The sequence below is a fragment of the Pseudomonas sp. PvP025 genome (genome assembly GCF_017832155.1).
In the GTDB taxonomy this organism is placed as follows: domain Bacteria; phylum Pseudomonadota; class Gammaproteobacteria; order Pseudomonadales; family Pseudomonadaceae; genus Aquipseudomonas.
This window is the reverse complement of sequence record NZ_JAFIBJ010000001.1, coordinates 3,457,908-3,483,932: the sequence shown is the minus strand read 5'-3', so window position 1 is coordinate 3,483,932 and position 26,025 is coordinate 3,457,908. Positions and strand designations below refer to the sequence as shown.

Genomic DNA, 26,025 nt, shown 5'->3' with positions numbered 1-26,025 from the left:
TCTGCTTCAATTCAGCTTCACGATTCTCTAAAGGCAGGCCTACGCCATGGAAATCTCTGGAAGCAGCGCGTTTTACTCGGGACTGAGCAGCATTCAGACCGGGCAAAGCCGTGTCGACCAGGCCGCCGGCAAGATCGCCAGCGCCGCCACCACTCAGCCTTCGGCCGCGCAAAGCGACCGTCTGCAAGCCAACGACCGTGCCCAGGCAACCAATTCGGCGAGCAACATGGTTGAAATGGCCCAGGGTAAATTTCAAGTGGAGCTGGGCGTCAAAGTCGCCAAGGCTTCGGATGGAATGCTGGGCAGCCTGATCGACACGTACGCCTAGTCATTGAACAGCTGAGAGGGGGGTTGCTCCCGATAGCGGTGGGTCAGTCACTGGATGTACGACTGATGTATTCGCCATCGGGAGCAAACCCCCTCTTACATTTGGCGCGGTTTTATCCTGATCATCTCTACACTCAATTTGACGCAGTGGCTTTGCGTGCGCTTCGTCGTGCCTGGCGCTTGGGTGCGTCAAGACAAACGGTGCCCGGACGACCCTTGACAACCCCAGGTCGTAAACGTATGTTTCAAACACCTGTTTGACCGCCCTGGCACTTCCGCGCGGTTTGTTCATCCCAGATTCATCAGCAGAGGTTTATCGCTATGCCTGACTACAAGGCCCCCTTGCGTGATATTCGCTTCGTTCGTGACGAACTGCTCGGCTATGAAGCGCACTATCAAAGCCTGCCGGCTTGCCAGGACGCTACGCCGGACATGGTGGACGCCATCCTCGAAGAAGGCGCCAAGTTCTGTGAGCAGGTGCTGGCCCCGCTGAACCGTGTGGGCGACATCGAAGGCTGCACCTGGAGTGAGTCAGGCGTTAAGACCCCGACTGGTTTCAAGGAAGCCTACAAGCAGTTCGTCGAAGGCGGCTGGCCGAGCCTGGCCCACGATGTGGAGCACGGTGGCCAGGGCCTGCCGGAATCCCTGGGCCTGGCGGTGAGCGAAATGGTTGGCGAGGCCAACTGGTCGTGGGGCATGTACCCGGGCCTGTCCCATGGTGCGATGAACACCATCTCCGAGCACGGTACCCCCGAACAGCAAGAGGCTTACCTGACCAAACTGGTGTCGGGCGAGTGGACTGGCACCATGTGCCTGACCGAACCGCATTGCGGCACCGACCTGGGCATGCTGCGCACCAAGGCCGAGCCTCAGGCCGACGGTTCGTACAAAGTCTCGGGCACCAAGATCTTTATCTCGGCCGGTGAACACGACATGGCCGACAACATCGTCCATATCGTACTGGCCCGCCTGCCGGACGCACCGGCCGGCACCAAAGGCATCTCGCTGTTTATCGTGCCCAAGTTCATTCCAGATGCAGACGGCGCCATTGGCGCGCGCAACGCAGTGAGCTGTGGCTCCCTGGAACACAAGATGGGCATTCACGGCAACGCCACCTGCGTGATGAACTTCGACGCGGCCACCGGTTACCTGATTGGCCCGCCGAACAAAGGCCTGAACTGCATGTTCACCTTTATGAACACCGCTCGCCTGGGCACCGCGCTGCAAGGCCTGGCCCACGCCGAAATCGGCTTCCAGGGTGGCTTGAAATACGCCCGTGATCGCCTGCAGATGCGCTCCCTCACCGGCCCGAAAGCGCCGGAAAAGGCTGCCGATCCGATCATCGTGCACCCCGACGTGCGCCGCATGCTGCTGACCATGAAAGCCTTCGCCGAAGGCAACCGCGCGATGGTGTACTTCACCGCCAAGCAGGTCGACATCGTTAAATACGGCACCGACGACGAAGCCAAAAAACAGGCTGATGGCCTGCTGGCCTTCATGACGCCGATCGCCAAGGCGTTCATGACCGAAGTCGGTTTTGAATCGGCCAACCACGGCGTGCAGATCTACGGCGGCCACGGCTTTATCGCCGAGTGGGGCATGGAGCAGAACGTGCGCGACAGCCGCATTTCGATGCTGTACGAAGGCACCACCGGTATCCAGGCGCTGGACCTGCTCGGCCGTAAAGTGCTGATGACCCAGGGCGAAGCGCTCAAGGGCTTTACCAAAATCGTGCACAAGTTCTGCCAGGCCAACGAAGGTGTTGAGGCGGTGCAAGAGTTCGTGACGCCGCTGGCGGCGCTGAACAAGGAGTGGGGCGAGTTGACCATGAAGGTCGGCATGGCCGCGATGAAAGACCGTGAAGAAGTCGGCGCCGCTTCGGTGGACTACCTGATGTACTCCGGTTACGCGTGCCTGGCCTACTTCTGGGCCGACATGGCGCGAGTGGCGGCTGAGAAACTGGCGGCCGGCACCAGCGACGAGGCGTTCTACACCGCCAAATTGCAGACCGCGCGCTTCTACTTCCAGCGCATCCTGCCGCGTACCCGTACCCACGTGGCTACCATGCTGTCGGGCGCCAACAACCTGATGGACATGAAAGAAGAGCACTTCGGCCTGGCTTACTAAGCCTTCGAAGTTTTCTGAAACCGCCGCCCTCAGGGGCGGCGGTTTTTTTGTGGGAGGAAACAAGCCCCTCCCCCATTCGGTTGATGTTGAATACAGAAAAAACGGAGTCACGTTCAGGGATTGCAACCTTCTGCCGTTAAAGTGATGGCAATTTGATGCATGCACCGCGGAATGTGATTAACTGTCGCCGCCGTGTCTCGATGCCATCCTCCATTTGCGGGTCGGAGCTCAACCCTTGTCACGCGTGTCCGCAGTGCGCTTCAGTCACTTTCTGCCCTCATTGCTGCTGTTGCTGGCGGGGCTTTCGGCTGCGTACCTGAAGGACCTCAATGTGTTCTTCACCTCGCTGTTCAACGTGCTGCCGACCCTGGTGCTGCTGCTGGGCGGCGCGTACTGCGCGGTCTATCGCCGCCAGCGCGAACTGTTCCTGATGATCACCGTGTACATCGTGTATTTCCTGCTCGACACCCAGACCGACTTCTACCGCGACAACGGCCGCGTGCGCGCAGACGCGGCGGTGGTGTTTCATCTGTGTTGCCTGCTGCTGCCGTTGCTGTTCAGCATTTACGCGCTGTGGCAGGAAAAGACCCACCTGTTTCGCGATTTCATCGCACGCTGCGCAGTGTTGCTGGCGCTGGGCAGCGTTGCGCTGGCCCTTGAACAACGTTATCCCCAGGGGCTGCTGGACTGGCTGGCGGAGATTCGCTGGCCAATGCTGCATGGCACCTGGATGAGCCTGATCCAGCTGGCGTACCCGATGTTCCTGGTGGGTTTCGTCACCCTGGCCGCCCAGTACTGGTATCAGCCGCGCCCCTTGCATGCAGCGCAACTGGTGGGGTTGCTGGGGCTGTTCTGGATGCTGCCGCAAACGTTCATTCTGCCGTTTACCCTGAACATCATGTGCAGTCAGGTGATGCTGATGATCGCTGCCGGCGTCGCGCATGAGGCCTATCAGATGGCGTTTCGCGATGAACTGACCGGCCTGCCGGGGCGCCGCGCGCTGAACGAGCGCATGCAGCGCCTGGGGCGCAACTATGTGCTGGCAATGACCGACGTCGATCACTTCAAGCGCTTCAACGACACCCACGGCCACGATGTGGGCGACCAGGTGCTGCGCCTGGTGGCGAGCAAGCTGTCGAAGGTCAACGGCGGCGGGCGAGCCTATCGCTACGGCGGTGAAGAGTTCGCCGTGGTGTTTGCCGGCAAGACCCTGGACGAGTGCTTGCCGCACCTGGAGGAAATTCGCGAGATCGTCGCCCATTACGACATCAAGCTGCGCAACCCGGATCGGCCCAACGACGATCAACAGGGCCGCCAGCGCCGTGCGGACAGCGGTGCGTCGAGTGTGTCGGTGACCGTCAGCATCGGCGTCGCCGAGCGTCAGGCCGAGCAACGCACGCCCGAAGAAGTGCTCAAATCCGCCGACCAGGCGCTGTACGCGGCCAAGGGCGCCGGGCGTAACTGCGTGGTGGCGGCCGGGCAGAACCGGCGCGGCGCGGTACGCATGGAGCGCGCTGCGGGTTGAGTAATGGCGCTGTATTCAGCGGCGCTACAGTGATTGTTCGCGGCAGCGGCCGGCAGTAGGTTGAAACCATCTGCTGCCGGAGAAACTGTCATGCCTGAATACAAAGCTCCCCTGCGCGACATGCGCTTTCTGATCGACAACGTGTTCGACTTCCACAGCCATTACGCCGCCCTGGGCGCGACCGACGCCAGCCCGGACATGGTCAGCGCGATCCTCGAAGAAGGCGCGAAATTCTGCGAAAACGTACTCGCACCGCTCAACCGCAGCGGCGATGAGGAAGGCTGCCACTTTGACAACGGGGTGGTCACCACGCCCAAGGGGTTCAAGGACGCCTTCGCCCAGTATGTGGAAGGCGGCTGGCATGGCGTGGCGGCGGACCCGGCCTACGGTGGCCAGGGCTTGCCGCAGTCACTGGGCCTGGTGCTGAGCGAGATGATCGGTTCCAGCAACACGTCCTGGGGCATGTACCCCGGCCTCACCCACGGTGCGATGTCGGCGATCCACGCCCACGGCACCGAAGAACAGAAAGCCACGTTCCTGAGCAAACTCACCGCCGGCGAATGGACGGGCACCATGTGCCTCACCGAGGCCCATTGCGGCACCGACCTGGGCCTGATCAAGACCCGCGCCGTGCCGCAGGCGGATGGCAGCTATGCGGTCACCGGCAGCAAAATTTTCATCTCCGCCGGCGAGCACGACCTGAGCGCCAATATCATCCACCTGGTGCTGGCCAAGTTGCCGGATGCGCCGGCGGGCACCAAGGGGATTTCGCTGTTTATCGTGCCCAAGTTTCACATCGATTCGGACGAGCGCAATGCGGTGCAGTGCGGCTCCATCGAACACAAGATGGGCATCAAGGCGTCCGCCACTTGTGTGCTGAATTTCGATGGCGCCAGAGGGTTTTTGATCGGCGAGGCGAACAAGGGCCTCAACTGCATGTTCACCATGATGAACCACGCACGCCTGGGTACCGGGATGCAGGGCCTGTGCAATGGCGAGACGAGCTTCCAGGGGGCGGTGAAATACGCCAATGACCGCCTGCAAATGCGCTCGCTGACCGGCGCCAAAGCGCCCGAGAAAGCCGCCGACCCGATCATCGTGCATGCCGATGTGCGGCGTATGTTGCTGACCATGAAAGCCTTTAACGAAGGCAATCGCGCGCTGACTTATTTCACTGCGCAGTTGATCGACACGGCGCACCTGAGCAGCGATGCCACGGCGCGCCAGGAAGCCGACGACCTGCTGGCGTTCCTCACGCCGATCTGCAAGGCTTTCATGACCGACACCGGGCTTGAGGTGACCAACCACGGCATGCAGGTGTTTGGCGGGCACGGTTATATCCGTGAATGGGGCATGGAGCAGTTGGCGCGCGATGCGCGGATTGCGCCGATTTATGAAGGCACCAATGGCATCCAGGCCCTCGACCTGCTGGGGCGCAAGGTGCTCGGCAGCCAGGGCAAGTTGCTGCGCGGGTTTACTAAAATTGTGCATAAGTTCTGTGGGGCGAACGCCGAGCATCCGCAGCTCAAGGCGCAGGTGGCACAGCTCAATCAGTTGAATCAGGAGTGGGGCGAGCTGACGACCAGGGTGGGGATGGCGGCGATGAAGAACCCGGACGAAGTCGGCGCGGCGGCGGTGGATTACCTGATGTACAGCGGCTACATCATCCTCGCCTACCTGTGGCTGCGCATGGCGATTGCGGCGCAGGCGCTGGATGACGCTGAGTTTGCCCAGGCCAAGCTGGCGACGTGCGACTTTTACTTCAAGCGGCTGTTACCGCGTACGGGCATGCACCGGGCGGCGGTGGAGGCAGGCAGTGACTGCCTGATGAGTTTGCCGGCGAATGCGTTTGCGCTGTAACGGTGTGGGAAGGGGCTTGGCGTGACTCTGAAATACTTGGCAGTCACGAACTGACGCTATGTGTCTGAAAAGTTGTTCGGTTACACTTGGGGCCTGTAAAACCGATCCCATTGAATCACTTTTACGTTCTCACGAGGTTTGCCATGGCTGATTACAAAGCGCCGCTGCGTGATATGCGCTTCGTCCTCAACGAAGTGTTTGAGGTCGCCACCACCTGGGCCCAATTGCCGGCACTGGCAGACAGAGTCGACGCCGAAACCGTCGAGGCGATCCTCGAGGAAGCTGGCAAAGTTACCGCCAAGTCCATCGCCCCGATCAGCCGTGGCGGCGATGAACAAGGGTGTCGCTGGGACGACACCGCCGTGTTCACTCCGGACGGTTATCCACAAGCCTACAAAACCTACGCCGAAGGCGGCTGGGTGGGTGTCGGCGGCGATCCTGCCTTTGGCGGCATGGGCATGCCCAAAGCGGTATCGGCCCAGGTCGAAGAAATGATCAACTCGGCCAGCCTGGCGTTTGGCCTGTACCCGATGCTGACGTCCGGCGCCTGCGTGTCGATCGCCACCCACGCCACCGAAGCGCTCAAGGCCACTTATCTGCCGAAGATGTATTCCGGTGAGTGGGCAGGTTCCATGTGCCTGACCGAAGCCCATGCCGGCACCGACCTGGGGATTATTCGCACCAAGGCCGAGCCGCAGGCGGATGGTTCGTACACCATCAGCGGCACCAAGATCTTTATCACCGGTGGCGAACACGACCTCACTGAAAACATCATCCACCTGGTGCTGGCCAAGCTGCCAGACGCGCCAGCCGGGCCAAAGGGCATCTCGCTGTTTCTGGTGCCCAAGTTCATGGTCAATGCCGACCGCAGCCTGGGCGCGCGTAATCTGGTGAGCTGCGGCTCCATCGAACACAAGATGGGGATTCAGGCGTCCGCCACCTGCGTGATGAATTTCGACGGGGCTGTGGGGTTTCTGGTGGGCGAGCCTAACCGTGGCCTGGCGGCAATGTTCACCATGATGAACTACGAGCGTCTGGGCGTGGGCATCCAGGGCCTGGCCTCCGGTGAGCGCTCTTACCAGAACGCGATTGAATACGCGCGCGACCGACTGCAAAGCCGCTCGCCAACCGGCGCCCAGGCCAAAGACAAAGTGGCCGACCCGATCATCGTGCACCCCGACGTGCGTCGCATGCTGCTGACCATGAAAGCGTCGAACGAAGGCGGTCGCGCATTCTCCACCTACGTGGCGACGCAGTTGGACATCGCCAAGTTCAGCGAAGACGCTGCCGCGCGTGAGCGTGCGGACAATCTCGTAGCATTGCTGACCCCAGTGGCCAAGGCGTTCCTCAGCGATCTGGGCCTTGAGACTACTGTGCTGGGCCAGCAGGTGTTTGGCGGCCATGGCTATATTCGCGAGTGGGGCCAGGAGCAACTGGTGCGTGATGTACGCATCACCCAGATCTACGAAGGCACCAACGGCATCCAGGCGCTGGACCTGGTGGGGCGCAAGATCGTCGGCAGCGGTGGCGCGTTCTACACGCTGTTTGCCGATGAAGTGCGCGAGTTCATCGCCTCCGCTGGCGCCGAACTGGGCGAATTCACCCGGCCGCTCGGTAAGGCTGTGGATAACCTCGATGAGCTGACCGCCTGGGTGCTGGATCGCGCCAGAGCCAACCCGAATGAAATCGGTGCGGCATCGGTGGAGTATCTGCACGCCTTTGGCTATATGGCCTACGCCTATATGTGGGCGCGCATGGCCAAGGCGGCGTGGGGCAAACAGGCTGAGGAAGACTTCTATGCGAGCAAGCTGGGCACTGCGCGCTTCTACTTTGCGCGCCTGCTGCCGCGTATTCATTCGCTGAGTGCGTCGGTCAAAGCCGGTAGCGAATCATTGTTTTTGCTGGATGAGGCCCTATTTTAAGGCTTTAAAGGGCGTGTAAGCATTCTCTTACATGACGTGCTGCTATTCGTCCTCTATCGCCAAATTGGATCCATCGATAATCTACTTCACATGGACGTCGCGCAGGAAGCGCAAAGCAACAACACGGACACGTAGGATTCTGCCAGGATGGCGGAGTGAAATGGATGTCAGGGAAACAGTCTGCAAAGCCCCGCTTCGGCGGGGTTTTCTTTCGCCTGCGAAAAAGTCAGGTCGGGTCTGACGATGGCGCAATGCCAGAAACCACTGAACCCTCGCCGACGCCCAAGGTCGATTAGCTACACGGCTCGCACGAGCCGATTTTTTGGAGCTGACCCATGGATATCATTCGCATCATCATCGCCATTCTACTGCCGCCACTGGGTGTGTTCCTGCAAGTAGGTTTCGGCGGCGCTTTCTGGCTGAACATCCTGTTGACCCTGTGCGGTTACTTCCCCGGCATCATCCATGCGGTGTACATCATCGCCAAGCGTTAAGGCCTGTCTGTTGCGCTGAAGGTCAAATGCAGGAGGGGCTTGCTTCCGATGGCAGTGGAGCAGTCACTGATAGGTTGACTGAGCCACCGCCATCGGGAGCAAGCCCCCTCTCACATTTTCAGACCTCATGGTGTTCCTTCAGCCTTTTGCGATCAGCCGTGAATTGCGCTCATTGCGAAACGCCAGTTGTTCGATGGTCTGAGTGGCGTGCTCGGCTTCTTCCCTTGCCTGCAGGATGATGCCGTGGTGCTCGGACTTGCTGCATACCGGGTCGGCATTGCTGGCATCCCCCGTCAGCATGAACGCCTGGCAGCGGCAGCCGCCGAAGTCCTTTTCCTTTTCATCGCATGAACGGCACGGCTCGGGCATCCAGTCATAGCCGCGAAAACGATTGAAGCCGAACGAGTCATACCAGATGTGCTGCATGCTGTGGTCGCGCACATTGGGGAATTGCACCGGCATTTGCCTCGCGCCATGGCAGGGCAGGGCAGTGCCGTCCGGTGTGACGGTCAGGAAGATGCTGCCCCAGCCGTTCATGCAGGCTTTGGGGCGCTCCTCGTAATAATCCGGCGTCACAAAGATCAGCTTGCAGGGATGGCCCTCGGCTTCGAGCCTGGCGCGGTATTCATTGGTGATACGCTCGGCGCGCACCAGTTGCTCCCGGGTCGGCAGCAGTCCCACCCGATTGAGCTGCGCCCAGCCATAGAACTGGCAGGTGGCGAGCTCAACGAAGTCCGCCTCCAGCGCAATGCACAGCTCGATGATACGGTCGATCTTGTCGATGTTGTGCCGATGGGTGACGAAGTTCAGCACCATCGGATAGCCGTGGGCCTTTACGGCGCGGGCCATTTCCAGCTTTTGCGCAAAGGCTTTTTTCGAGCCGGCCAACAGGTTGTTCACCTGCTCGTCGCTGGCCTGGAAACTGATCTGGATATGGTCCAGGCCGGCTTTCTTGAAGTCGCTGATCTTCTGTTCGGTGAGGCCGATGCCGGAGGTGATCAGGTTGGTGTAGAACCCAAGCTTGCGCGCCTCGCTGATCAGTTCGGCGAGGTCCTGGCGCACCAGCGGTTCACCGCCGGAAAAGCCCAACTGCGCGGCACCCATCTCGCGCGCCTCGCGAAATACCTTTATCCACTGCTCGGTAGTCAGTTCCTTGCCCTGCTCGGCAAAATCCAATGGGTTGGAGCAGTACGGGCACTGCAACGGGCAGCGGTAGGTCAGCTCGGCGAGCAGCCATAGGGGCAGGCCGACAGGCGGTTTTTCAGGCAAGTTCGATCCAGTGCTCAGCACGGGCGACCTCCATGAATTGCTCGATGTCTTCACCGAGTTCAGGCACGCCGGGAAATTGCCGGTCCAGTTCGGCGATGATGGCTGTCACATCACGCTCGCCATCAATCAAGCCGCCAATCAGCGCGGCGCTTTCGTTGAGCTTGATCATGCCTTCCGGGTACAGCAGCACATGGCCTTTTTGCGCAGGCTCGTACTGGTAGCGATAGCCCTGGCGCCACACGGGTTTTTTGCTGCGATCAAAACTCATAGGGTGATCCCTTTATGCCATACCCGCTGCGCGGTCACGCTGTGATACGGCGGGCGTTTGAGTTCGTAGGCCATGCTCATGGCGTCGAGCATGCTCCACAGAATGTCCAGTTTGAACTGCAGGATTTCCAGCATGCGTTCCTGGCCTGCACGGGTGGTGTAGTGCTGCAGCGTGATCGCCAGACCGTGCTCCACATCGCGGCGCGCCTGGCCCAGGCGGGTACGGAAATACTCATAGCCGGCCGGGTCGATCCACGGGTAATGCTGGGGCCAACTGTCGAGGCGCGACTGGTGGATCTGCGGCGCGAACAGCTCGGTCAGCGAGCTGCTGGCGGCTTCCTGCCAACTGGCGCGACGAGCGAAGTTGACGTAGGCGTCCACCGCGAAGCGCACGCCGGGCAGCACCAGTTCCTGGGAGCGCAACTGGTCGGGGTCCAGGCCAACGGCTTGACCCAGGCGCAGCCAGGCTTCGATGCCGCCGTCTTCACCCGGCGCACCGTCGTGGTCGAGCAGGCGCTGGATCCACTCGCGGCGGATTTCGCGGTCGGGGCAGTTGGCCAGGATTGCGGCGTCTTTCAGGGGAATGTTCACCTGATAGTAGAAGCGGTTGGCGACCCAGCCCTGAATTTGCTCGCGGCTGGCGCGGCCTTCGTACATCGCTACGTGGTAAGGGTGATGGATATGGTAGAAGTCACCCTTGGCGCGCAGGGCTGCTTCGAATTCGGCGGTGGTCAGGGCTGTGTCAGTCATTTCGATTGCTCCTACAATTCAATGCTCATGCCGTCGTAAGCCACTTCGACATTGCGCCGCACCAGTTCCGCGCGCTCGGGGGAGTCCTCATCGAGGATCGGATTGGTGTTGTTGATGTGGATCAGCACCTTGCGCTGCTCGGGCAATTGTTCCAGCACTTCCAGCATGCCGCCGGGGCCGTTCTGCGCCAGGTGGCCCATCTCGCGACCGGTGCGCGTGCCGACGCCGCGGCGCTGCATCTCATCGTCGTCCCACATCGTGCCGTCCACCAGCAGGCAGTCGCTGCCGGCCATGATCTCCAGCAACGGCGCGTCGACCTTGCCCAGGCCTGGGGCGCAGAACAGCTTGCCGCCAGTGCGCAGGTCTTCGACGATCAGGCCGATGTTGTCGCCCGGATGCGGGTCGAAGCGATGCGGCGAATAGGGCGGTGCGGCGCTACGCAGCGGCAGTGGGGTAAAGCGCAGATTGGGGCAGGCCGGGATGGTGAAACTGGCGTCCAGTTCGATGCGGTTCCAGGCCAGGCCGCCGTTCCAGTGGGTAAGCATGGTGAACAGCGGGAAACCGGTGCTCAGGTCTTCATGAACCATGTCGGTGCACCACACCTGGTGCGGGCAACCTTCGCGCAGGCTCAGCAGGCCGGTGGTGTGGTCGATCTGGCTGTCCATCAGGATGATTGCGCTGATGCCGGTATCCCGCAGGGCGCGGCCGGGTTGCATCGGCGCAAAGCCTTGCAACTGCGCGCGAATATCCGGTGAGGCGTTGCACAGTACCCAATTCACACCGTCGTCGGAGATTGCAATGGATGACTGAGTACGCGCGTGGGCGCGCAGGCTGCCGTCGCGAAAACCTGCGCAGTTCACGCAGTTGCAGTTCCACTGCGGAAAACCACCGCCAGCGGCGGAACCTAGAATCTGGACAAACATGGCCGCTCCATCAAGCAAAGCTCAAAACAAAAACGCCCCGGGCGAACCGAGGCGTTGTATTACCCAGCGGATTAACGGCTGGCGAAGTACATGGTGACTTCGAAACCAATGCGCAGATCAGTGTAAGCAGGTTTGGACCAGGTCATGTTCTTACTCCTACGTAGGGATGGGTTGTGTAATACATATAGTCCATCTCCTGTCGGAGATGTTCAGATGTGTGCGTGTGAATGTTACGCAATTCTTTTCAAGTTAGCGCTGTCTTGATGGAAAAAGCCTTTTGCAAAGGCAGCAATGATCGCTGTTCAGTTGATCATACGTGGACCATTGGCCACATAGCGCCAGCCGCCCGCTGCAGTTTGCAACTGCCGTGCGGCGTGCAGCAGGTCGCCCCGGGAGCACGCCAGAATCCGTTGTTGCAGTTGCTGCAGGTAATCCGACGGGTGGCCTGCCAGATGCGCGTGCCAGAGCAGTTCGGCAGCTTGGGCAACGGGCAGCGCCTCGCGGGCAAACTGTTCGGCCAAGGGCCGGTTGCCCAACTCGTCGCTGCGCTCGATCAAGGCCGGCAGCTGCTGCAGGAAGCTGTGCAGGTGCTCGACGATGTCTTCCAATGACGCCGTGGGCGATTGCACACCCAACAGCAGTCCGGTTTGTCCGTTGATCTGTCGGACGCCGCTGAAGATCGCGTAGCCCAATTGCAGCTCGACGCGCAGGCGTTGGTAGAAGGGGGCTTGCAGCAGGTGACCGAGCAGGCGCCAGGCCGCTTCATCGGCCAGAGATCCGCTCGGTGTGGGGCAGAACAGCAGCAGGGCGGCTTCGCTCGTGTCGGTTTTTACTGCGTGCCACGGGTGTTGGCCGGCAAGATCTGCAACGTCGTGATCAATAATCGCGGGTTGTCCAGGCAAGCGCGCGGCGGCCGCTTTGATCGCGGTCTCGCACGTGGCTGTCAGCCCTATGCCCAAGCCTTGCCAGCGGGCGTCGGACCAAGACGCTGGCGTCTCATCAGCGTTGGTCGCGTTGGCACAGCAGTCAGGCAGTGCCTTGAGCAGTGCCCGAATGGCGATCATCGGCACCGGCGCGGGAGCTGGCGCTTGCGGCTGTTTCAGCGCATGGGCCAAGGCTTCGAGCACCGCAGGCATTAGCTGTTGAAGACCGATCATCTTCACCCGCCAGTCATTGCCCATCGCCTCGAAGGATAATTCGACACCGGCCTGACCGGCATTTTCGCGCAATGCCTGCAGCGTACTGTCCAGTTCGGGGGCGGGCGCGTTGAAGCGCCACTGCAGATACAGCGCGCCTTCATCACTGTCATCGGCCAGCGCATGGCTGAACGTCAGCGCCGATGCGTCCTTGCGGCCCCGTGAACGATCCTGGGCAAAGGTGCGTAACCCGCGATGGGCGCTGGTCTGGCCGCGAATCAGGCCTGCGCGCTCTTCCTTGACAGGGGGGCGCAGGAAGGGATTGTTGGGAGCAGGCTGCCACCCGTGTTGGGACACGGGCAGGTGCAATGAGTCGAGCATGGCCTTGAGTGCTGCGACCGCAGGTTCCGACAGTGCTTCGCTGTGATTGCGGGCCAGCGCCAGTGCGCCCTGGGTCTGCTGCTGACGAGCGGCCAGCAGGGCGAACTCTTCGCGCAGGGAGGTCCAGTCACTGTGGGCAAAAAAGCTCAGCCAGTCGTACAGCAGCGTCTCGATCTGCGCTGTTTCTTGAGTCTCGACGGTGAAGTCGATAACCAGCAGCGCCTGCCCCGCAAAGTCGTACGGCACTGAGGCGTGCAGCGAGGTGGCCAGTTGCCGCGTTTTCAGTTCAGCCAGCAGCCCGCCCGGTGCCGAAGCGTTGAGCCAGGTACACAGAAATTCCAGGGCTTCGCGAGGGGCTTCGCAGCAAATGACCTGATGCAAGTGATTGCCGTCCAGGTGTTGATAGCTCTGCGCCTGGCCGGGCATCAAAGGCGGCGGCAAGGTTTGCGGGTGCAGGGGGCCTGAAGCCAGGGCGTCACTGAAGCGTTGCGCCAACGCCTCCAGTTCTGCCAACGGCTGTGGGCCTGCAAGGCTCAAGGTCATCTGCCCGCTTTGATAAAAGTGCTCATGGAAGGCCCGCAAGGCCTGTTGAAACGCCTGGCTTTCCACCGGCAGGCTGTCGCGATTGCCTGCGTGAAAACCCCGCAACGGATGATCGGCCGCCAGGTCCTGCAAAAGCGCCACTTGCTGTTGCGCCGCTGCATCCTGGGACCAGGCGATAAACTCTGCGTGCAGCACTTCCCGTTCGCGCAGTTGGTCTTCGCTTGTCAGCCGAGGGTGGGTCAGCATGTCTGCCAGCCGTTCCAACCCATCGGCAAAGGTCGAGACCGGTAGCTCAAAGAAGAAGTCGGTGGCGCGCTCGCGGGTGCTGGCATTGACCTGGCCACCATGACGCTGCACGTAGGCCATCAGCCCATCGCTTGCAGGAAAACGCTCTGTCCCCAGGAACAACAAATGCTCAAGAAAATGCGCCAGCCCAGGCCAGGCCAACGGCACATCATGGCTACCGGCAGCCACGCGCAAGGCTGCAGCGCAACGCTTCAAGCGCGGCGCATGGCGCAACGAGACGCGCAGGCCGTTGGCCAAGGTCAGGTGGATGGGATGAGATTGGGCCGGCGCAGGCATGGGCACTTCCGAAGCGAGGGAAGTGCCTATGCTAACAAACCCGCTGGATCAGGGCTTGTGCAGCGCGCCGTACAGTTCCGGGCGGCGGTCTTGCAGATAGTGGTTGGCGGTGCGGGCAGCGAGGATCGATTGGCGATCCAGCGCCGCGACGATCAAGGCTTCGTCCAATCCCGCCTGGGCGACGCGCTGACCGTCCGGCGCGGCGATGCTGCTTTGCCCGCAATACTGGATCTCGCCTTCATGCCCGCAATAATTGGCGTAGGCCACGTAGCACTGGTTCTCGAAGGCGCGCGCCCGCACGGTGACGTCAGCCACAAAGTCGAACGGCACCATGTTGGCCGTGGGCACCAGGATCAGCTCGGCACCGGCCAGGGCCAGGCGTCGGGTGTTCTCCGGGAACTCCAGGTCATAGCAAATCAGCAGCCCCAGCTTCCAGCCGTTGAGTTCCACCAGCGGAAAATCATCGCCGCCGGCGCTGAACATCGAACGGTCGAGGTCGCCGAACAGGTGTGTCTTGCGGTAATTGCACAGGCGTTGACCTTGCGCGTCGATCAACTGCACGGCGTTATAGACCTGGCCATCTTCGGCGCGCTCCGGATAGCCGTACACAATCGCCAAGCCGGCGTTTCGCGCAATCTCGGCGATGGCCTGGGCAGAATCCCCGTCCTGCGCCTCGGCCAAGGCACCTGCCGCTTCGAGGCCAATGTTGTAGCCGCTGAGAAACATCTCCGGCAGCACCAGCACATCGGCGCCGGCCGCCTCTTGCGCCACCTGGTGCAGGCGCTTGAGGTTGCCGGCCACGTCCAGCGGCAGCGGCGGGCATTGATACAGGGCGACACGCATGACGCAGCTCCTTGAGTCGGGCAGTTATTCAGGCAGGGCAATCGGCCCGATTTCATCGAACACGTCACCCGGCCCCGGGTTCTCGGCGTGAGTGCTGCCACCAAAGTGATTCATGATGCCCCACACCGCGTTGAGGGAAGTTTGCACCGCGCCTTCGACCCACGCAGGCGTCCAGGACACATCGTCGCCGGCAATGAAAATCCCACGCTGCTCGGCGGGCATGTCCTTCTGCATGAAGTGCGCGTACATCCGCTGGTTGTAGCGATAGTGGCCGGGCAATGCGCCCTTGAAGGCGCCGAGGAAATGCGGGTCGGCTTCCCAGGACACGGTGATCGGATCGCCGATGATGCGCGCCTTGATGTCGACTTTCGGGTAAATCTTGTTCAGGGCGTCCAGCGCCAGTTTCACCCGTTTATCGATGGGCTGCGGCAGCATTTTCAGCGCGTCGCTCATCCACGAGTACGACAGGCAGATGACGCCCGGCTTGTCGTCGCCATTGTCGAACAGGTAAGTGCCACGGGTCAGGCGGTCGGTGAGGGTCATGCTCATCAGGTCGCGGCCGGTTTCCGGGTCCTTGTCCTTCCAGAACGGGCGGTCGACCATCACGAAGGTTTTCGACGACTGCATATAGCGCGTGCGGTCCAAAGCCATCCACATCTTTTGCGAGAACAGGGTTTCGTCGCATTCGATCTGTGTGGTCAGCAGCCAGCTCTGGCAGGTGGTGAGCACCGCAGCGTATTCGCGGGTGTCGCCGTAATTGTCGGTGACCGCGAAACGGCCACCCGCCGCATGGGCAATGCGCTTGACCCCGGCCCGTGGCGCGCCGCAGTGCAATGAGCTGAGGCTGGTGCCGGCCGGCCAGTGGGCACAACGCTCGGGCACATGGCGCCAGATGCCCATGGGCACCTGCGCCACGCCGCCGACCACCAGGTGCTGGTGATCGTCGCAGTTGGTCATCACCACGCGAAAGATCTCCAGCATCGAGTTGGGGAAGTCCGAGTCCCAGCCGCCGGTGCCGAAACCCACCTGGCCAAACACTTCGCGATGGTGGAACGACAACTTGGCGAACGCCTTCGAGGTGGCCACGAAGTCGTAGAAAGTGCGGTCGTCCCACAGAGGCACCAGCTTGTTCCACAGCGCTTTCAGACGCGGCACATCGCGGTCGCGGATAGCCTGCTGGATATCGCCGAACTGCGAACCGGCCTCCAGCGCATCGGCCCAGGCGTCGGCCACTTCTTGGAACAGCGCCGGCAAGTCCGAGAGTTTCTGCGCGTAGTGAGTCTCGCCTTCCAGATCAATCACCGTGCTGCCGGAGGCCGGCGTCAGCGGGTTGGGAAACGGTTTGGTTTCCAGCCCCAGCTTGTCCACATAGTGATAGAACGCCGTGGACGACACCGGAAACCGCATGCCGCCCAGCTCTGCAATGATGCCCTCGGCGCCTTCGAACGCCTGGGAGCGCAAACGGCCGCCCATTTTCGAGGCTTCGTACACCACCGGCTTCAGACCCAGCTTCATCAGCTCATAGGCCGCGACCAGCCCGGCAATCCCCGCGCCGACAATCGCCACCTCGGCGCCGTGATTGGCAGCAGGAATGCTGCCCAGGCCCGCCGGGTGCTCGATCCAGTCATCAAAGGCAAACGGAAAATCCGGGCCGAAGATAGTGATCGGTTTTTTACCGTCGGCAGGGTGGCGAATGGTCTTGCTGAGGGTGCTGGACGGAATGCTCATGGCTGACCTTGTTGACGACTCGACGGGAAGCGACCCGCTGAGTATAGGAAAAGATGGCAGCCAGTTTAGGGAGTGCAGAGGTCATTAATAAGACGCAATGTGTCGTCATATTGAGCTTGTTTTAGTCAGTATGACGACCCGATCGATCAGATTGGTTGTGCGCGATCCAGTTTGTTGCTGAGGATGATCGACGTGGTGGTTTTTTCAACGCCGTCGACACTGCCGATCTGATCGAGCAATTGGTCGAGTTGCTCGGGCGAATCGGTGCGCAGCCAGGCCACATAATCGAATTCGCCGCTCACCGCGCAGAGTTGCTGCACCTGAGCCATGGCGCTGAGTTTGCGCAGCACTTCCTTGCCGGAGCGTGGTTGTACAGTGATGCCTACATACGCCTGCAGACCCCCATCGGCGACACGTTGACTGAGGCGAACACCGTAACCGGTGATCACCTGGGCTTTCTCCAGCCGCGCCAGGCGAGAGGTAACCGTAGTGCGCGCGATGCCGAGCTGCCGAGCGAGCATGGCCACGCTTTCGCGGGCGTTCAGTTGCAGCGCAGCGATGAGTTGGCGGTCGATTTCGTCTAGGGTGGCCAAGGGGGCTCCGGGATGGGGGGCGGTTGGTGGCATGTTACAGGCTTGTGCGGGGATGTCAGCGAGGAGGGGTGGACACTCTTTGGACTCTTTAGCATTTACGGCGGAAATTTGCGCTGAAAATCCAGAGGTCAAGAACGACAAAAGCCGCGCAGTGCGCGGCTTTGAGTATGGTGGGCCCAGTAGGACTCGAACCTACGACCAAGGGATTATGAGTCACCGAATGACACTCCGAGGCTAGGTAATTCTAGGCCTGGCACGGCAAAGGTACAACAGGGCTAACCAACTGTTAGTACGGAGTTTTTGCTAGTTTGAGATAAGTGGCTACGACTGGGGGTTGTACCGCTAATGTACCTTTAGAATGCTTACGCTGAGAGCAGCGTCCTGATGGCGATCATGCACGCTCCGCCAGGCGGGAATCAGGCAGGGGACGCTATATGATGTTTACTCTGCCAACAGTAATCGTAGCGTTTATGACGTCGACAACCACGACGATTTTAGGACTCTACTGTTTTGCTGCTCACTAGTTTTACGGCAAGAAGCCTCCAGTCAAAACCGAAAAGTCTGAAGGGTGTAAGAAGGGCGAAAAATGCATGACAAGGAAGAGGAAGATTGACAGTGGTGAGCAAATGAACGAAATCACCACCCCTCCGCTGATCTCTGTGTAGCCGTTATCTCGGGCTTTTTTGTTCCTGCCTGTCGAACTTTAAGACTAGTATCCTATGGGCAAGCAGTAGCATATAGCTACCTGCACCATCGGAGCTGGAGTAAATGGAATTTACGAACGAGCAAAAGCTGATAATTACGCTGCTGACCGACATTCACGCGGCGCTGGAAATTCGCGATAGTGTTGACCCCAGCTTCGTACAAGATGCGGTGAGCAGTGGTCGCACATGGGCATTAGAATGGCAGTATCCTGGGATATTCGAGGGACGCGCCGAAACGCCTGCACAGGTACTTTTTGTGGTGAGCGTTCTGGAGATGTGGGAGCGCTTAGAGCGCTCGTATGCTGAGCTTAACAAGGAAAGCCACGCAAACATCGCTGAAAGGGCAGCTCCCTTCGGCGGCAAACCTGTTTTTCCAGGATTCGATGGAAATGGTGGGGACGGCGACGCTTACGGCACTGCGAACTTGTTGATCAACCAGATGGGAAGGTGGACCAGTTTCCAAAGTCACGACCTCAATTCCCACATGCCGATGAGCGATAGCTACCAGCGTATGCTTGAAACCCTCAGCGAGCTGGATAAAGGCCACGCGGACTACTATTTCTCTCAGGACGAAATCGTGGCCTTGCTACGATCCAGGATCCATCCTGAGAATAGATAAGCCTTAACTGAGCCCTGCCATCGTGCAGGGCCCTTGTTTCAGCGAGTTAGTCAACGTTCTCGATCATTTTGAGGACGTGGTCGTAAGCCTGTTCTTCCGCGTCCTCGACGTCATCAGTATTGAAGATTTCTTGAAGTGAATCGTATTCATCCTCCTCAAGCTGATCTTCAGCTTCGTCTTCATCCAGCTCATCTAAAGGTTCATCAACATACTGCTCAGGCCTTGACTGGTTTGATTTCGAGTCGATAGGGATCGTGTCGGTGGGGGGGGTATATGATCCAGGCCCTGCCACCGATGAAAGCAGCCCGTTCACATAGACGTCAGTTTTTGCTTTCGCCTCTCTGAGCTCCTGACCGACATTGACGGGCTTAGTCACGATCGCCCTACTGACATCAGCCCAGGCTTTTACATCATCAAGTGTTTTCTCGACACCATGCTCCCCGAGCGATTTGCGCAACAGGCCTGACGCGACGGATCGATCGTATTCCTCTTCTATGCTTACGAAGGCGGAGTAGTTCTGGAGAAGATTCGCTGTGCCGCTGGGCTGGGTAGGCGTTGTTGTTGGCTCGCCGCTATTTTCATCGTCCGACATGATGGATTCTCTATAGTTGGGGTCGCAGTCGTAAGCTAACGTACAGCGTTACTGATGCCGCGTCACTAGAGACCGAATAGTGATGAAGATCATAGAGCGTGTTGAGATTTGGGCTGTCAATGTTGAGTTATGCAGTTTTTGCAGTGATTCAATGCTGCTGCTTCCTGGTGGATTGCAGTTCGGTAGGTTACAGACGTGTTGGGGGCTACGGCCCTCAGCATGAATGTGAAGTGAGGATGGCGGTATTTTTTGCGCGGGCCGAGCGCTCACAGGCACTTTTTCGCTGTTTTGGACCAAATTGGCTGAGCCTCTTTCTAATCCCCAAACCCCCTCCCCCAACGCACCGTCAATGCCTTAAATGTTCCCCTGAATGCCCGGAAGATGCCCGTTCAACCCCCGTTACGCATCTTTGTGCTGCTGTCTGAAAAAGTACCCATGCACATCTTTATGCCCATTAAGCACCGGTCAGTTCCTCCAATGATCCTGCTTTTTCCTGTAGTGGTCTAATGAAACCGGACACCCATTTAGGCGAGAATGCTCGCCAGATCGAGGTGTCAGATGACCAAAAAACGCCGCTCCTTTACTCCTGAATTCAAGCGCGAGGCTGCCGACCTTGTGCTCAAGCAAAACTACAGCTACATCGAAGCCAGCCGTTCACTCGGCATTGGTGAGTCGGCATTGCGTCGCTGGGTTGACCAGATTCAGAAAGAACATAAAGGCGTCACCCCGCAGAACAAAGCACTGACTCCTGAGCAGCAAAAAATTCAGGAGCTGGAAGCTCGGATTGCTCGGCTTGAGCGAGAGAAATCAATACTAAAAAAGGCTACCGCGCTCTTGATGTCGGAAGATCACGAGCGTTCGCGCTGATTGACCAGTTGAGCGCACATGAGCCGGTTGATTGGCTGTGCAAGGTGTTTGACGTCACTCGCTCGTGTTACTACGCCCAGCGCCTGCGGCGCCGCTCACCCGATGTTGAACGGCTTCGATTGCGTAGTCGTGTCAGTGAGCTGTTCTCACAAAGTCGCAGTGCTGCGGGCAGTGGCAGCATTTTGTCGCTGATGCGTGAAGACGGTGAGCAGATCGGTCGATTCAAAGTGCGCAGCTTGATGCGCGAGCTTGATTTAGTCAGCAAACAACCCAGCTCCCATGCCTACAAACGAGCAACAGTAGAAAGACTGGATATCCCGAACACATTGAACCGCGACTTCGACGTGCCAGCGCCCAATCAAGTCTGGTGCGGCGATATCACCTACATTTGGGCGCAAGGAAAGTGGCATTACCTGGCTGTCGTCCTGGATCTTTGTACGCGTCGGATCGTGGGCTGGGCGCTGTCGGAAAAGCCAGACGCTGAGCTGGTGATCAAAGCGCCGGATATGGCTTACGAGCAGCGTGGCAGACCTTCGGATCTGCTATTCCACTCGGACCAGGGATCGCAATATGCAAGCCGACTCTTTCGCCAGCGGTTGTGGCGATACCGCATGCGCCAGAGCATGAGTCGACGAGGAAACTGCTGGGATAACGCCCCGATGGAGCGCGTATTTCGCAGCTTGAATACAGAATGGATACCGACCGTGGGCTATCGAACTGCACAGGAAGCACAGCGCGATATCAGCCATTTTTTGATGCATCGCTACAACTGGATTAGGCCTCATCAATCCAACGATGGGTTGGCTCCAGCGCGGGCCGAGGAAAAACTTAACGTCGTGTCCGGGATTAGTTGACCACTACACGCGGGCACGTAAGTGCAGACGGCGGTTCTTATCTATCGGAAGGTCTAGATCTAATAGCGAAGGATGATTCCTTCGTTAATTTGCCGGATGAGGTGGAAATGAAAGGGCGTCGAAAAGTCAAAACGAATAAATGGCAGATAACGGATCAGATTATCAAGGAAGCGAGAGCAATTCTTACCCCACGAGTTTTGGCAAGCGGGCGTTTTTTAGATATTGCAGCCCAGAGCACCCTTGAAGAACCCATCGGAATGTTAGCCGGGAGCCGCGGGGCACTTGCACGTCCAATGTCCGATTGCATCTGAGCATAACGCACGCCAGCTCAATGCTACGTAAGCTATTTGGCGTATGGTCGCGACCGATATTTCAAATCGGTAAGCTGCGCCAAGGTCGCAATTTCTTCAGTTGAAACTCATAGGAAAGTTGGGCCTCGATAGGCGTGATGGCACTTTGTTCTACCTATAATAGCTGCCACTTATGTATTCTTCACCGGCGTGTTCGGGGGCTGCAGCGGCAGCTTGAAGAAAGGAATTCATCACAGGAGTAACCGCCAGATGTCACAGGAAATGCAGGAGCCCGAGAGCCAGAGCGCTGGGCAGGAACTGCTAAGGCAGCGCTGGATAGAGGGGGGGCCGCTGGTGGCGATCTGGGGGCAGCAGGCGGGTTGGTCTCTGAGCATGCCTGACCCAGTTCTCAAGCGAGCACTAGAGCATGCTTCCCGTTTGCCCGGTCAGGCATGGAATTCGCTTCTGACTAACGACCCGTTGGAGGCGGAGTTCTACGACTGGGTGGCTGAACGCTTCCGCAACCGTCCAGCTTCGCAGTTGGTGATTGAGGCTGCCCGTGTGCCGTGGTGCGCGGTCTTTACATCCTCTTTTGACAGTGGGCTGGCAAACTGTCTGGCCGGTGATGGTCGCGAGCCGGAGGTCATACTGCAAGGCCAGCCTGCGCCTCGCGTTCTCCGCAACACGCGGCGTCCGCCGTTTTATTACCTCTACGGCCAAGCCGGCCGACAGGTTGATAGTCTGAATCCGCCAGTAAATCGGCAGACGCTATCACAGCGACGTATGGCTCAGGCCTTGGTGATGATCGGCCGCGTGCTGGAGACCGCAACGCCTTTAGGCCTTGTGGTAATTGATGGTTATGACCCGTCGACGGACTGGCTTCGCGCTGAGGAATTGCTGGCGGCGATTTCCGATGCGCCGAAGCATGGTGTGTTGTGGTGCGGACCTGATCCGATGTTATCGGAGGATGACCAAGTCGTTTTCGAAGAACTTGTTCACAAGGGTGTCATTGTCCGCGAATCTCGTGCACTGGGTGTGATCGTCAATGAATTGGTCGAGGCTATAGGCGTTCCTGAACCGTCGCGCTGGGATGACCCGGAAGTCATAACGCTCAAGAATGGTCGCAGTATCAAGACTACTCCTAACCTTCGTCTCGTCACTCAAGCATCAGCGGTGCTGGTTGACGATTTGTGGGCTGTAGTGCCCGATCAGCTGTCACCCAGCGAAATGGAGATGGAATTTGAAGCCTTCCATGGCAACTCCACGAGTTTTCGCAAGATCGCTGATGGAGTGCAGCGCGGATTTACGATCGAGCGCGAGTTTGAGCGCACGCTTCTTAAGCGTGTCGATCAGGCGCTTGAACAGCACCACGCGGCCTCGGCAATCGTCCTGCACGGGCAGTCTGGCGTGGGCAAGACAATCGCCTTAGCGCGATTGGCTGTCCATGCTAAGAGGCATGGCAATGCGGTTCTCTTCGTCAACCGACGTGTCCCGCAGGCGACCGACATCAGTGATTTCCTAACTGCAGTGGACTCCCAGCAGGGAGTCACTCTGCTTCTAATCGACACAATGTCCCCAGTGTCCCGATATAACGATCTCCTGCGAGCTCTGCGCAGCGTGGGCCATCGTGTCGTGGTAGTGGGCTCGTCCTATCGCCTTAGCTTCGACGGCAAAGTGCCCAGTCGGTTCGTCGAAGCAAGAGCGCAGCTTAACCCCGCCGAGCAGAACGATCTCCTTGAAATGGCCCAGAGATATGTTCCATCTGTGGTGGCAAGGGTTAGGAAGGAAAAAAGCAACGAGTACGTTCTCGCTGGTTTCTACCGCCTCTTACCACACAGCCGGGGACGGCTGTCTGAAGGCCTCGGCAAGGAAGTTGACCGTGCGCGACACGAGCTGCGCCAGAGGGCCGCAAAAATTCCGCCGCAAGAGCCAGGGGCTCTGGCGCTAGCATTTATGAAAGCGGGACTTCCAGTCGATACGACGCAGTTCCTGCCGGATGCGCGCCCCGACGGGCCATCTGATTCTCCTGAGGCCCGTGCTATCGACCTAGTCATGGTCAGCAGCCGCTTGTATAAGCCTGTGCCATTAAGCATCGTGCTACGTGCCGTCGGCGCAGGTCACGGCGGCACTGGCACGTATAGCATCGATACTTTGCTGGAACTCATCCGCGACCAGGACTTATTCCGTTGGATCTACTCTGACGAAGAACAAACAGATGTTCTGGTCATGGCGCGCCTGCAGATTGAAGCTCGCCTTATCTGCGAAGCAAGGTTCGGTAGCGCGACACTTGAAGCCGACGCCATCAGCAGTCTGATCGAGGCGGCCGTGCGAGCGGGCCCGGAAGGTAATGATGAGACAGCTTACGTCGCTGACTTGGTTCATGCGGCGGGTCCGGACGGACCGGAGGGTAGTCGGTACAAGGAGAGCTACGCGCAGATCGCGCGCTCCCTTTCAATTCTGCGCGCAAAGACGACGCCTAATGCCCGTTTGATGCTGCAGGAATCAGTCCTTCGTCGCCACTACGTGCGCACCCACAAAAACATCGAACATCCTACGAAGGTTGCCCTCCTCAACGAAGCGGTCAATGTGGTTGACGAAGCGTTCGATCGCATTAATCAACAGGGTTCGTCAGGCCTTTACGCTGCACGTCAGACGGTCGACAACCTTTGGAATGAGCGTGCAGCAACTTATGGGTTCTTCGCGACTGACGCCGTCGAAAATGGTCAAAATGCTAGTGCATGGTCCGCATACAAGGCTGCGCATGATGCAGCGACTCTGGCCAAGGCACGGCGGGAATCTTCGTTCTCGCTTGACGTTTCCTTGTGGATGCCCACTGGCATCCTTAAGCTACAAAGCACATTGACGGAGGCACAGCGCCTGGAGATCGCTGCGGATCTCAGGTCGTCCATTGACGGTGTTGACGAAAGCATGCTTGACGAGGCACAAAAGCAGAAGTTTCAAAGTAGACGCATGATTGCGGGCTCGGCAATGGGGGACGAAACCCTTTCCGACGACGCTTTTGCTCGGCTGGAGCAGGCCGGCTCAACTGCTGGGTATTTCATGCGTGCGCGAGACCTAGCTCCGGCTATCATGCCGCAGACTGAACCCTCGGCGCAGGATATCGCCGGGGCGAAGAAGTGTGTTAGCTATCTACGGCAGAACTACGACAAGATATCTCAAGACGAGCGCTGCCTGCGCTTGCTGCTGGATATGGAATGGGCGGTTCGGACGCAGAAGTGGTTTATGCGCGGGTTACGTCAGCCCTTCCCGGCACTCACCGATTTTCGGGAAATGGTCCAGGACATTGTCGGGGATATGGCATTACTGGGCGAGGACAAACTGGCGACTAAATACCGATACCTGCGCGCCGTGACTAAATGGTTGGCAGGTAATGAGAGGACGAGCAGGGAACTATGGACAGAATTGGCGTCCGACACCGAGTTTGCCGATTCTCAGCGTGTTTCCTCCCGGCATGTGCTCACAGATGCAAACGGAACACCCATCATGTATCGAGGCATCGTGGAGAAGCAGCTCGGAGCTGGTCGCTTTCAAGTGCGTGTCGAGGGCATTGGTGTCATAGATCTGCTGGCGGAATACTTTCCGAACGTTGAAATTGCATTCGGACGCACAGTCTCTAACTTCCACATCGCTTTCAATTATCGTGGTCCCCTTGCAGATCCCCCAGGTAATGTGCGGAGGCTCGGCCGATGAATTTCGTGCTCCTGCAAGAAACAGCCATCGCGTTCACAAATATGGTCAATACAGACCTTGGTCGGACGGCGATCCATCCAGTGACTCTCGAAGTCCCCGAGCCCCCCCCAGACGAACTGCATTTCAATAGACTCGTGGTTTGGTGTTATGGTTTTTTTTACGAAGCCGCTTTAGATGTTCTCAAGGAGTGCAAGGGGTTGCTTAAGACGCGCGCCCCCGAGCAGACCAATCTGTATGAGCGCTCTGCGCGCATAGTCCAGAACCTGCGTACTTACAAGGTCCACAACCTACCACCAAGCAGGGAGAATCTGAAGAAACAACAGACGGCCCAAGACTGGATTACCACCGCAAGTGCTAAGAGCCAGGGAATTGAAGGTGCTACTCAGGAATTGTGTGAGATCACTTTGGCCATGCTCAGCGTCCTGGACACTGCGTGGAAGGAATCAACGAAAGATCCAGAGGACCGCAATCAGTTGGTCGAGCGCATCGTGAGCAGCTTAGAAAATGTCTGGCAGCCCTATCAACTAGACGAAATCGTCACAAGTGTTGCCGAGGAAATCAAATTGAAAGGTTTTGACGCCAAGGCATTTAGGGGCATTCACCTTGAAGCTTGGAAAAGCAAAGCTCGATGGTTCGTTGATCGGGATGCCGCGGCTGTAGGACTTCGTCGTATCATTCGCAGGGCCATGGAAGACTCTTTCGGTGTGACCGGCTGATATGGGCAGTGTCCACAAATAGGGGGGCATTTGGTCTAATGCCGATCAGTTAAGCCTCATTGCTTGACCTTTGGCCGCAAGAAATCAAAATCCGATGCCTGAATAGGCGTCGGATTTTTTATGCGTCTGGCTCCGGCACTGGAACTGACCCACAACTTCGTCTCGACTCCCAACTCCCTCGAAGGATTGGACTCGTTGCTCGATCCATCCCTGGTCGAACAGGTCTTGGAACAGGCCGGTGTCGCCACCTTGCGCAAGCGGCGCTTATCTTTGGAAATGATGCTTTACCGCCGCCACCGATAAGCGGAAAGCCCAAAAATAGTGGTTGCGCGGCCATTTTCGGTTAATTTTTTCTGAGTGTTCGGCGCACATTATTAAGAAAATCTTGGCGCGGTTAAGAAA

21 protein-coding genes are annotated in these 26,025 nt (G+C 58.8%); 11 read left to right on the top strand and 10 right to left on the bottom strand.

Features of this window, described 5'->3' with window-relative positions:
* Window positions 1-46 precede the first annotated feature (46 nt).
* The 6 genes from JOE32_RS14970 to JOE32_RS14945 all read left to right on the top strand — a co-directional run bounded on the left by JOE32_RS14970 (window position 47) and on the right by JOE32_RS14945 (window position 8,255).
* Window positions 47-328 (top strand): pyrroloquinoline quinone biosynthesis protein PqqE, encoded by a 282-nt coding sequence (locus JOE32_RS14970; RefSeq protein ID WP_209985587.1) that lies wholly within the window; start codon window positions 47-49, stop codon window positions 326-328.
* A gap of 320 nt (window positions 329-648) precedes the next feature.
* Entirely contained in the window at window positions 649-2,454 is a 1,806-nt protein-coding gene (locus JOE32_RS14965) for a phenylacyl-CoA dehydrogenase (RefSeq protein WP_209985584.1), read from the top strand.
* Between the two features lie 235 nt (window positions 2,455-2,689).
* A complete protein-coding gene (locus JOE32_RS14960; RefSeq protein WP_209985581.1) occupies window positions 2,690-3,979 on the top strand; it encodes a GGDEF domain-containing protein in 1,290 nt (429 codons plus the stop codon).
* A 90-nt stretch (window positions 3,980-4,069) separates the two neighbouring features.
* Window positions 4,070-5,839, top strand: a complete 1,770-nt coding sequence (locus tag JOE32_RS14955; protein ID WP_209985578.1) for an acyl-CoA dehydrogenase C-terminal domain-containing protein — start codon at window positions 4,070-4,072, stop codon at window positions 5,837-5,839.
* A gap of 143 nt (window positions 5,840-5,982) precedes the next feature.
* On the top strand, window positions 5,983-7,761 hold the full coding sequence (locus JOE32_RS14950) for an acyl-CoA dehydrogenase C-terminal domain-containing protein (RefSeq protein WP_209985574.1): 1,779 nt from the start codon (window positions 5,983-5,985) through the stop codon (window positions 7,759-7,761).
* 335 nt (window positions 7,762-8,096) lie between these two features.
* Entirely contained in the window at window positions 8,097-8,255 is a 159-nt protein-coding gene (locus JOE32_RS14945; RefSeq protein ID WP_003194776.1) for a YqaE/Pmp3 family membrane protein, read from the top strand.
* 138 nt (window positions 8,256-8,393) lie between these two features.
* On the opposite strand, the gene pqqE is transcribed toward JOE32_RS14945, so the two are convergent.
* The 9 genes from pqqE to JOE32_RS14900 all read right to left on the bottom strand — a co-directional run bounded on the left by pqqE (window position 8,394) and on the right by JOE32_RS14900 (window position 17,303).
* The gene (gene pqqE, locus JOE32_RS14940; RefSeq protein WP_209985571.1) at window positions 8,394-9,545 is read right to left on the bottom strand and encodes a pyrroloquinoline quinone biosynthesis protein PqqE; all 1,152 of its coding nucleotides are present in this window, start codon (window positions 9,543-9,545) and stop codon (window positions 8,394-8,396) included.
* Window positions 9,517-9,792 (bottom strand): pyrroloquinoline quinone biosynthesis peptide chaperone PqqD, encoded by a 276-nt coding sequence (gene pqqD / locus JOE32_RS14935; protein ID WP_209985568.1) that lies wholly within the window; start codon window positions 9,790-9,792, stop codon window positions 9,517-9,519. The genes pqqE and pqqD overlap by 29 nt, the downstream gene beginning before the upstream one ends.
* Complete coding sequence (pqqC, locus tag JOE32_RS14930; RefSeq protein WP_209985565.1) at window positions 9,789-10,541, bottom strand: pyrroloquinoline-quinone synthase PqqC; 753 nt, start codon at window positions 10,539-10,541, stop codon at window positions 9,789-9,791. The genes pqqD and pqqC overlap by 4 nt, the downstream gene beginning before the upstream one ends.
* Before the next feature lie 11 nt (window positions 10,542-10,552).
* On the bottom strand, window positions 10,553-11,464 hold the full coding sequence (gene pqqB, locus JOE32_RS14925) for a pyrroloquinoline quinone biosynthesis protein PqqB (RefSeq protein ID WP_209985562.1): 912 nt from the start codon (window positions 11,462-11,464) through the stop codon (window positions 10,553-10,555).
* A gap of 71 nt (window positions 11,465-11,535) precedes the next feature.
* The gene (pqqA, locus tag JOE32_RS14920; protein WP_003194766.1) at window positions 11,536-11,610 is read right to left on the bottom strand and encodes a pyrroloquinoline quinone precursor peptide PqqA; all 75 of its coding nucleotides are present in this window, start codon (window positions 11,608-11,610) and stop codon (window positions 11,536-11,538) included.
* A gap of 156 nt (window positions 11,611-11,766) precedes the next feature.
* On the bottom strand, window positions 11,767-14,106 hold the full coding sequence (gene pqqF / locus JOE32_RS14915) for a pyrroloquinoline quinone biosynthesis protein PqqF (protein WP_209985559.1): 2,340 nt from the start codon (window positions 14,104-14,106) through the stop codon (window positions 11,767-11,769).
* Between the two features lie 48 nt (window positions 14,107-14,154).
* Entirely contained in the window at window positions 14,155-14,949 is a 795-nt protein-coding gene (locus JOE32_RS14910) for a carbon-nitrogen hydrolase family protein (RefSeq protein WP_209985556.1), read from the bottom strand.
* Between the two features lie 24 nt (window positions 14,950-14,973).
* Window positions 14,974-16,677 carry an NAD(P)/FAD-dependent oxidoreductase gene (locus JOE32_RS14905; RefSeq protein WP_209985553.1) on the bottom strand — a complete coding sequence of 568 codons (1,704 nt, stop codon included), beginning with the start codon at window positions 16,675-16,677 and terminating at the stop codon, window positions 14,974-14,976.
* A 146-nt stretch (window positions 16,678-16,823) separates the two neighbouring features.
* Window positions 16,824-17,303 carry an Lrp/AsnC family transcriptional regulator gene (locus JOE32_RS14900; protein ID WP_209985550.1) on the bottom strand — a complete coding sequence of 160 codons (480 nt, stop codon included), beginning with the start codon at window positions 17,301-17,303 and terminating at the stop codon, window positions 16,824-16,826.
* A 735-nt stretch (window positions 17,304-18,038) separates the two neighbouring features.
* Between JOE32_RS14900 and JOE32_RS14895 the strand changes: the two genes are divergently transcribed.
* Window positions 18,039-18,593: a YfbU family protein gene (locus JOE32_RS14895; protein ID WP_209985547.1), complete on the top strand. Its 555-nt coding sequence runs from the start codon at window positions 18,039-18,041 to the stop codon at window positions 18,591-18,593.
* Between the two features lie 46 nt (window positions 18,594-18,639).
* Here the strand turns inward: JOE32_RS14895 and JOE32_RS14890 are convergent, their stop codons facing one another.
* A complete protein-coding gene (locus tag JOE32_RS14890) occupies window positions 18,640-19,185 on the bottom strand; it encodes a hypothetical protein (RefSeq protein WP_209985543.1) in 546 nt (181 codons plus the stop codon).
* Between the two features lie 558 nt (window positions 19,186-19,743).
* On the opposite strand from JOE32_RS14890, the gene JOE32_RS14885 reads away from it, so the two are divergent.
* The 4 genes from JOE32_RS14885 to JOE32_RS14870 all read left to right on the top strand — a co-directional run bounded on the left by JOE32_RS14885 (window position 19,744) and on the right by JOE32_RS14870 (window position 25,926).
* Window positions 19,744-20,906, top strand: a protein-coding gene (locus JOE32_RS14885; RefSeq protein WP_209985540.1) for an IS3 family transposase whose coding sequence is annotated in 2 segments (ribosomal slippage) — window positions 19,744-19,999 and window positions 19,999-20,906 — 1,164 coding nt in all. Because the reading frame shifts where the segments join, the coding sequence is not laid out codon by codon here.
* A gap of 560 nt (window positions 20,907-21,466) precedes the next feature.
* On the top strand, window positions 21,467-24,907 hold the full coding sequence (locus JOE32_RS14880; RefSeq protein WP_209985537.1) for an ATP-binding protein: 3,441 nt from the start codon (window positions 21,467-21,469) through the stop codon (window positions 24,905-24,907).
* Complete coding sequence (locus JOE32_RS14875; RefSeq protein WP_209985535.1) at window positions 24,904-25,623, top strand: hypothetical protein; 720 nt, start codon at window positions 24,904-24,906, stop codon at window positions 25,621-25,623. The genes JOE32_RS14880 and JOE32_RS14875 overlap by 4 nt, the downstream gene beginning before the upstream one ends.
* 120 nt (window positions 25,624-25,743) lie before the next feature.
* On the top strand, window positions 25,744-25,926 hold the full coding sequence (locus JOE32_RS14870) for a transposase domain-containing protein (protein WP_245229032.1): 183 nt from the start codon (window positions 25,744-25,746) through the stop codon (window positions 25,924-25,926).
* The last annotated feature ends 99 nt before the right edge of the window (window positions 25,927-26,025 follow it).

Excerpts from the sequence above, each read along its gene's own strand:
- JOE32_RS14970 (WP_209985587.1), top strand. The coding sequence starts at position 47 with ATGGAAATCTCTGGAAGCAGCGCGTTTTACTCGGGACTGAGCAGCATT.
- JOE32_RS14965 (WP_209985584.1), top strand. The coding sequence starts at position 649 with ATGCCTGACTACAAGGCCCCCTTGCGTGATATTCGCTTCGTTCGTGAC.
- JOE32_RS14955 (WP_209985578.1), top strand. The coding sequence starts at position 4,070 with ATGCCTGAATACAAAGCTCCCCTGCGCGACATGCGCTTTCTGATCGAC.
- JOE32_RS14950 (WP_209985574.1), top strand. The coding sequence starts at position 5,983 with ATGGCTGATTACAAAGCGCCGCTGCGTGATATGCGCTTCGTCCTCAAC.
- JOE32_RS14945 (WP_003194776.1), top strand. The coding sequence starts at position 8,097 with ATGGATATCATTCGCATCATCATCGCCATTCTACTGCCGCCACTGGGT.
- pqqD (WP_209985568.1), bottom strand. The coding sequence starts at position 9,792 with ATGAGTTTTGATCGCAGCAAAAAACCCGTGTGGCGCCAGGGCTATCGC.
- pqqC (WP_209985565.1), bottom strand. The coding sequence starts at position 10,541 with ATGACTGACACAGCCCTGACCACCGCCGAATTCGAAGCAGCCCTGCGC.
- pqqB (WP_209985562.1), bottom strand. The coding sequence starts at position 11,464 with ATGTTTGTCCAGATTCTAGGTTCCGCCGCTGGCGGTGGTTTTCCGCAG.
- pqqF (WP_209985559.1), bottom strand. The coding sequence starts at position 14,106 with ATGCCTGCGCCGGCCCAATCTCATCCCATCCACCTGACCTTGGCCAAC.
- JOE32_RS14910 (WP_209985556.1), bottom strand. The coding sequence starts at position 14,949 with ATGCGTGTCGCCCTGTATCAATGCCCGCCGCTGCCGCTGGACGTGGCC.
- JOE32_RS14905 (WP_209985553.1), bottom strand. The coding sequence starts at position 16,677 with ATGAGCATTCCGTCCAGCACCCTCAGCAAGACCATTCGCCACCCTGCC.
- JOE32_RS14900 (WP_209985550.1), bottom strand. The coding sequence starts at position 17,303 with ATGCCACCAACCGCCCCCCATCCCGGAGCCCCCTTGGCCACCCTAGAC.
- JOE32_RS14895 (WP_209985547.1), top strand. The coding sequence starts at position 18,039 with ATGGAATTTACGAACGAGCAAAAGCTGATAATTACGCTGCTGACCGAC.
- JOE32_RS14890 (WP_209985543.1), bottom strand. The coding sequence starts at position 19,185 with ATGTCGGACGATGAAAATAGCGGCGAGCCAACAACAACGCCTACCCAG.
- JOE32_RS14880 (WP_209985537.1), top strand. The coding sequence starts at position 21,467 with ATGTCACAGGAAATGCAGGAGCCCGAGAGCCAGAGCGCTGGGCAGGAA.
- JOE32_RS14875 (WP_209985535.1), top strand. The coding sequence starts at position 24,904 with ATGAATTTCGTGCTCCTGCAAGAAACAGCCATCGCGTTCACAAATATG.
- JOE32_RS14870 (WP_245229032.1), top strand. The coding sequence starts at position 25,744 with ATGCGTCTGGCTCCGGCACTGGAACTGACCCACAACTTCGTCTCGACT.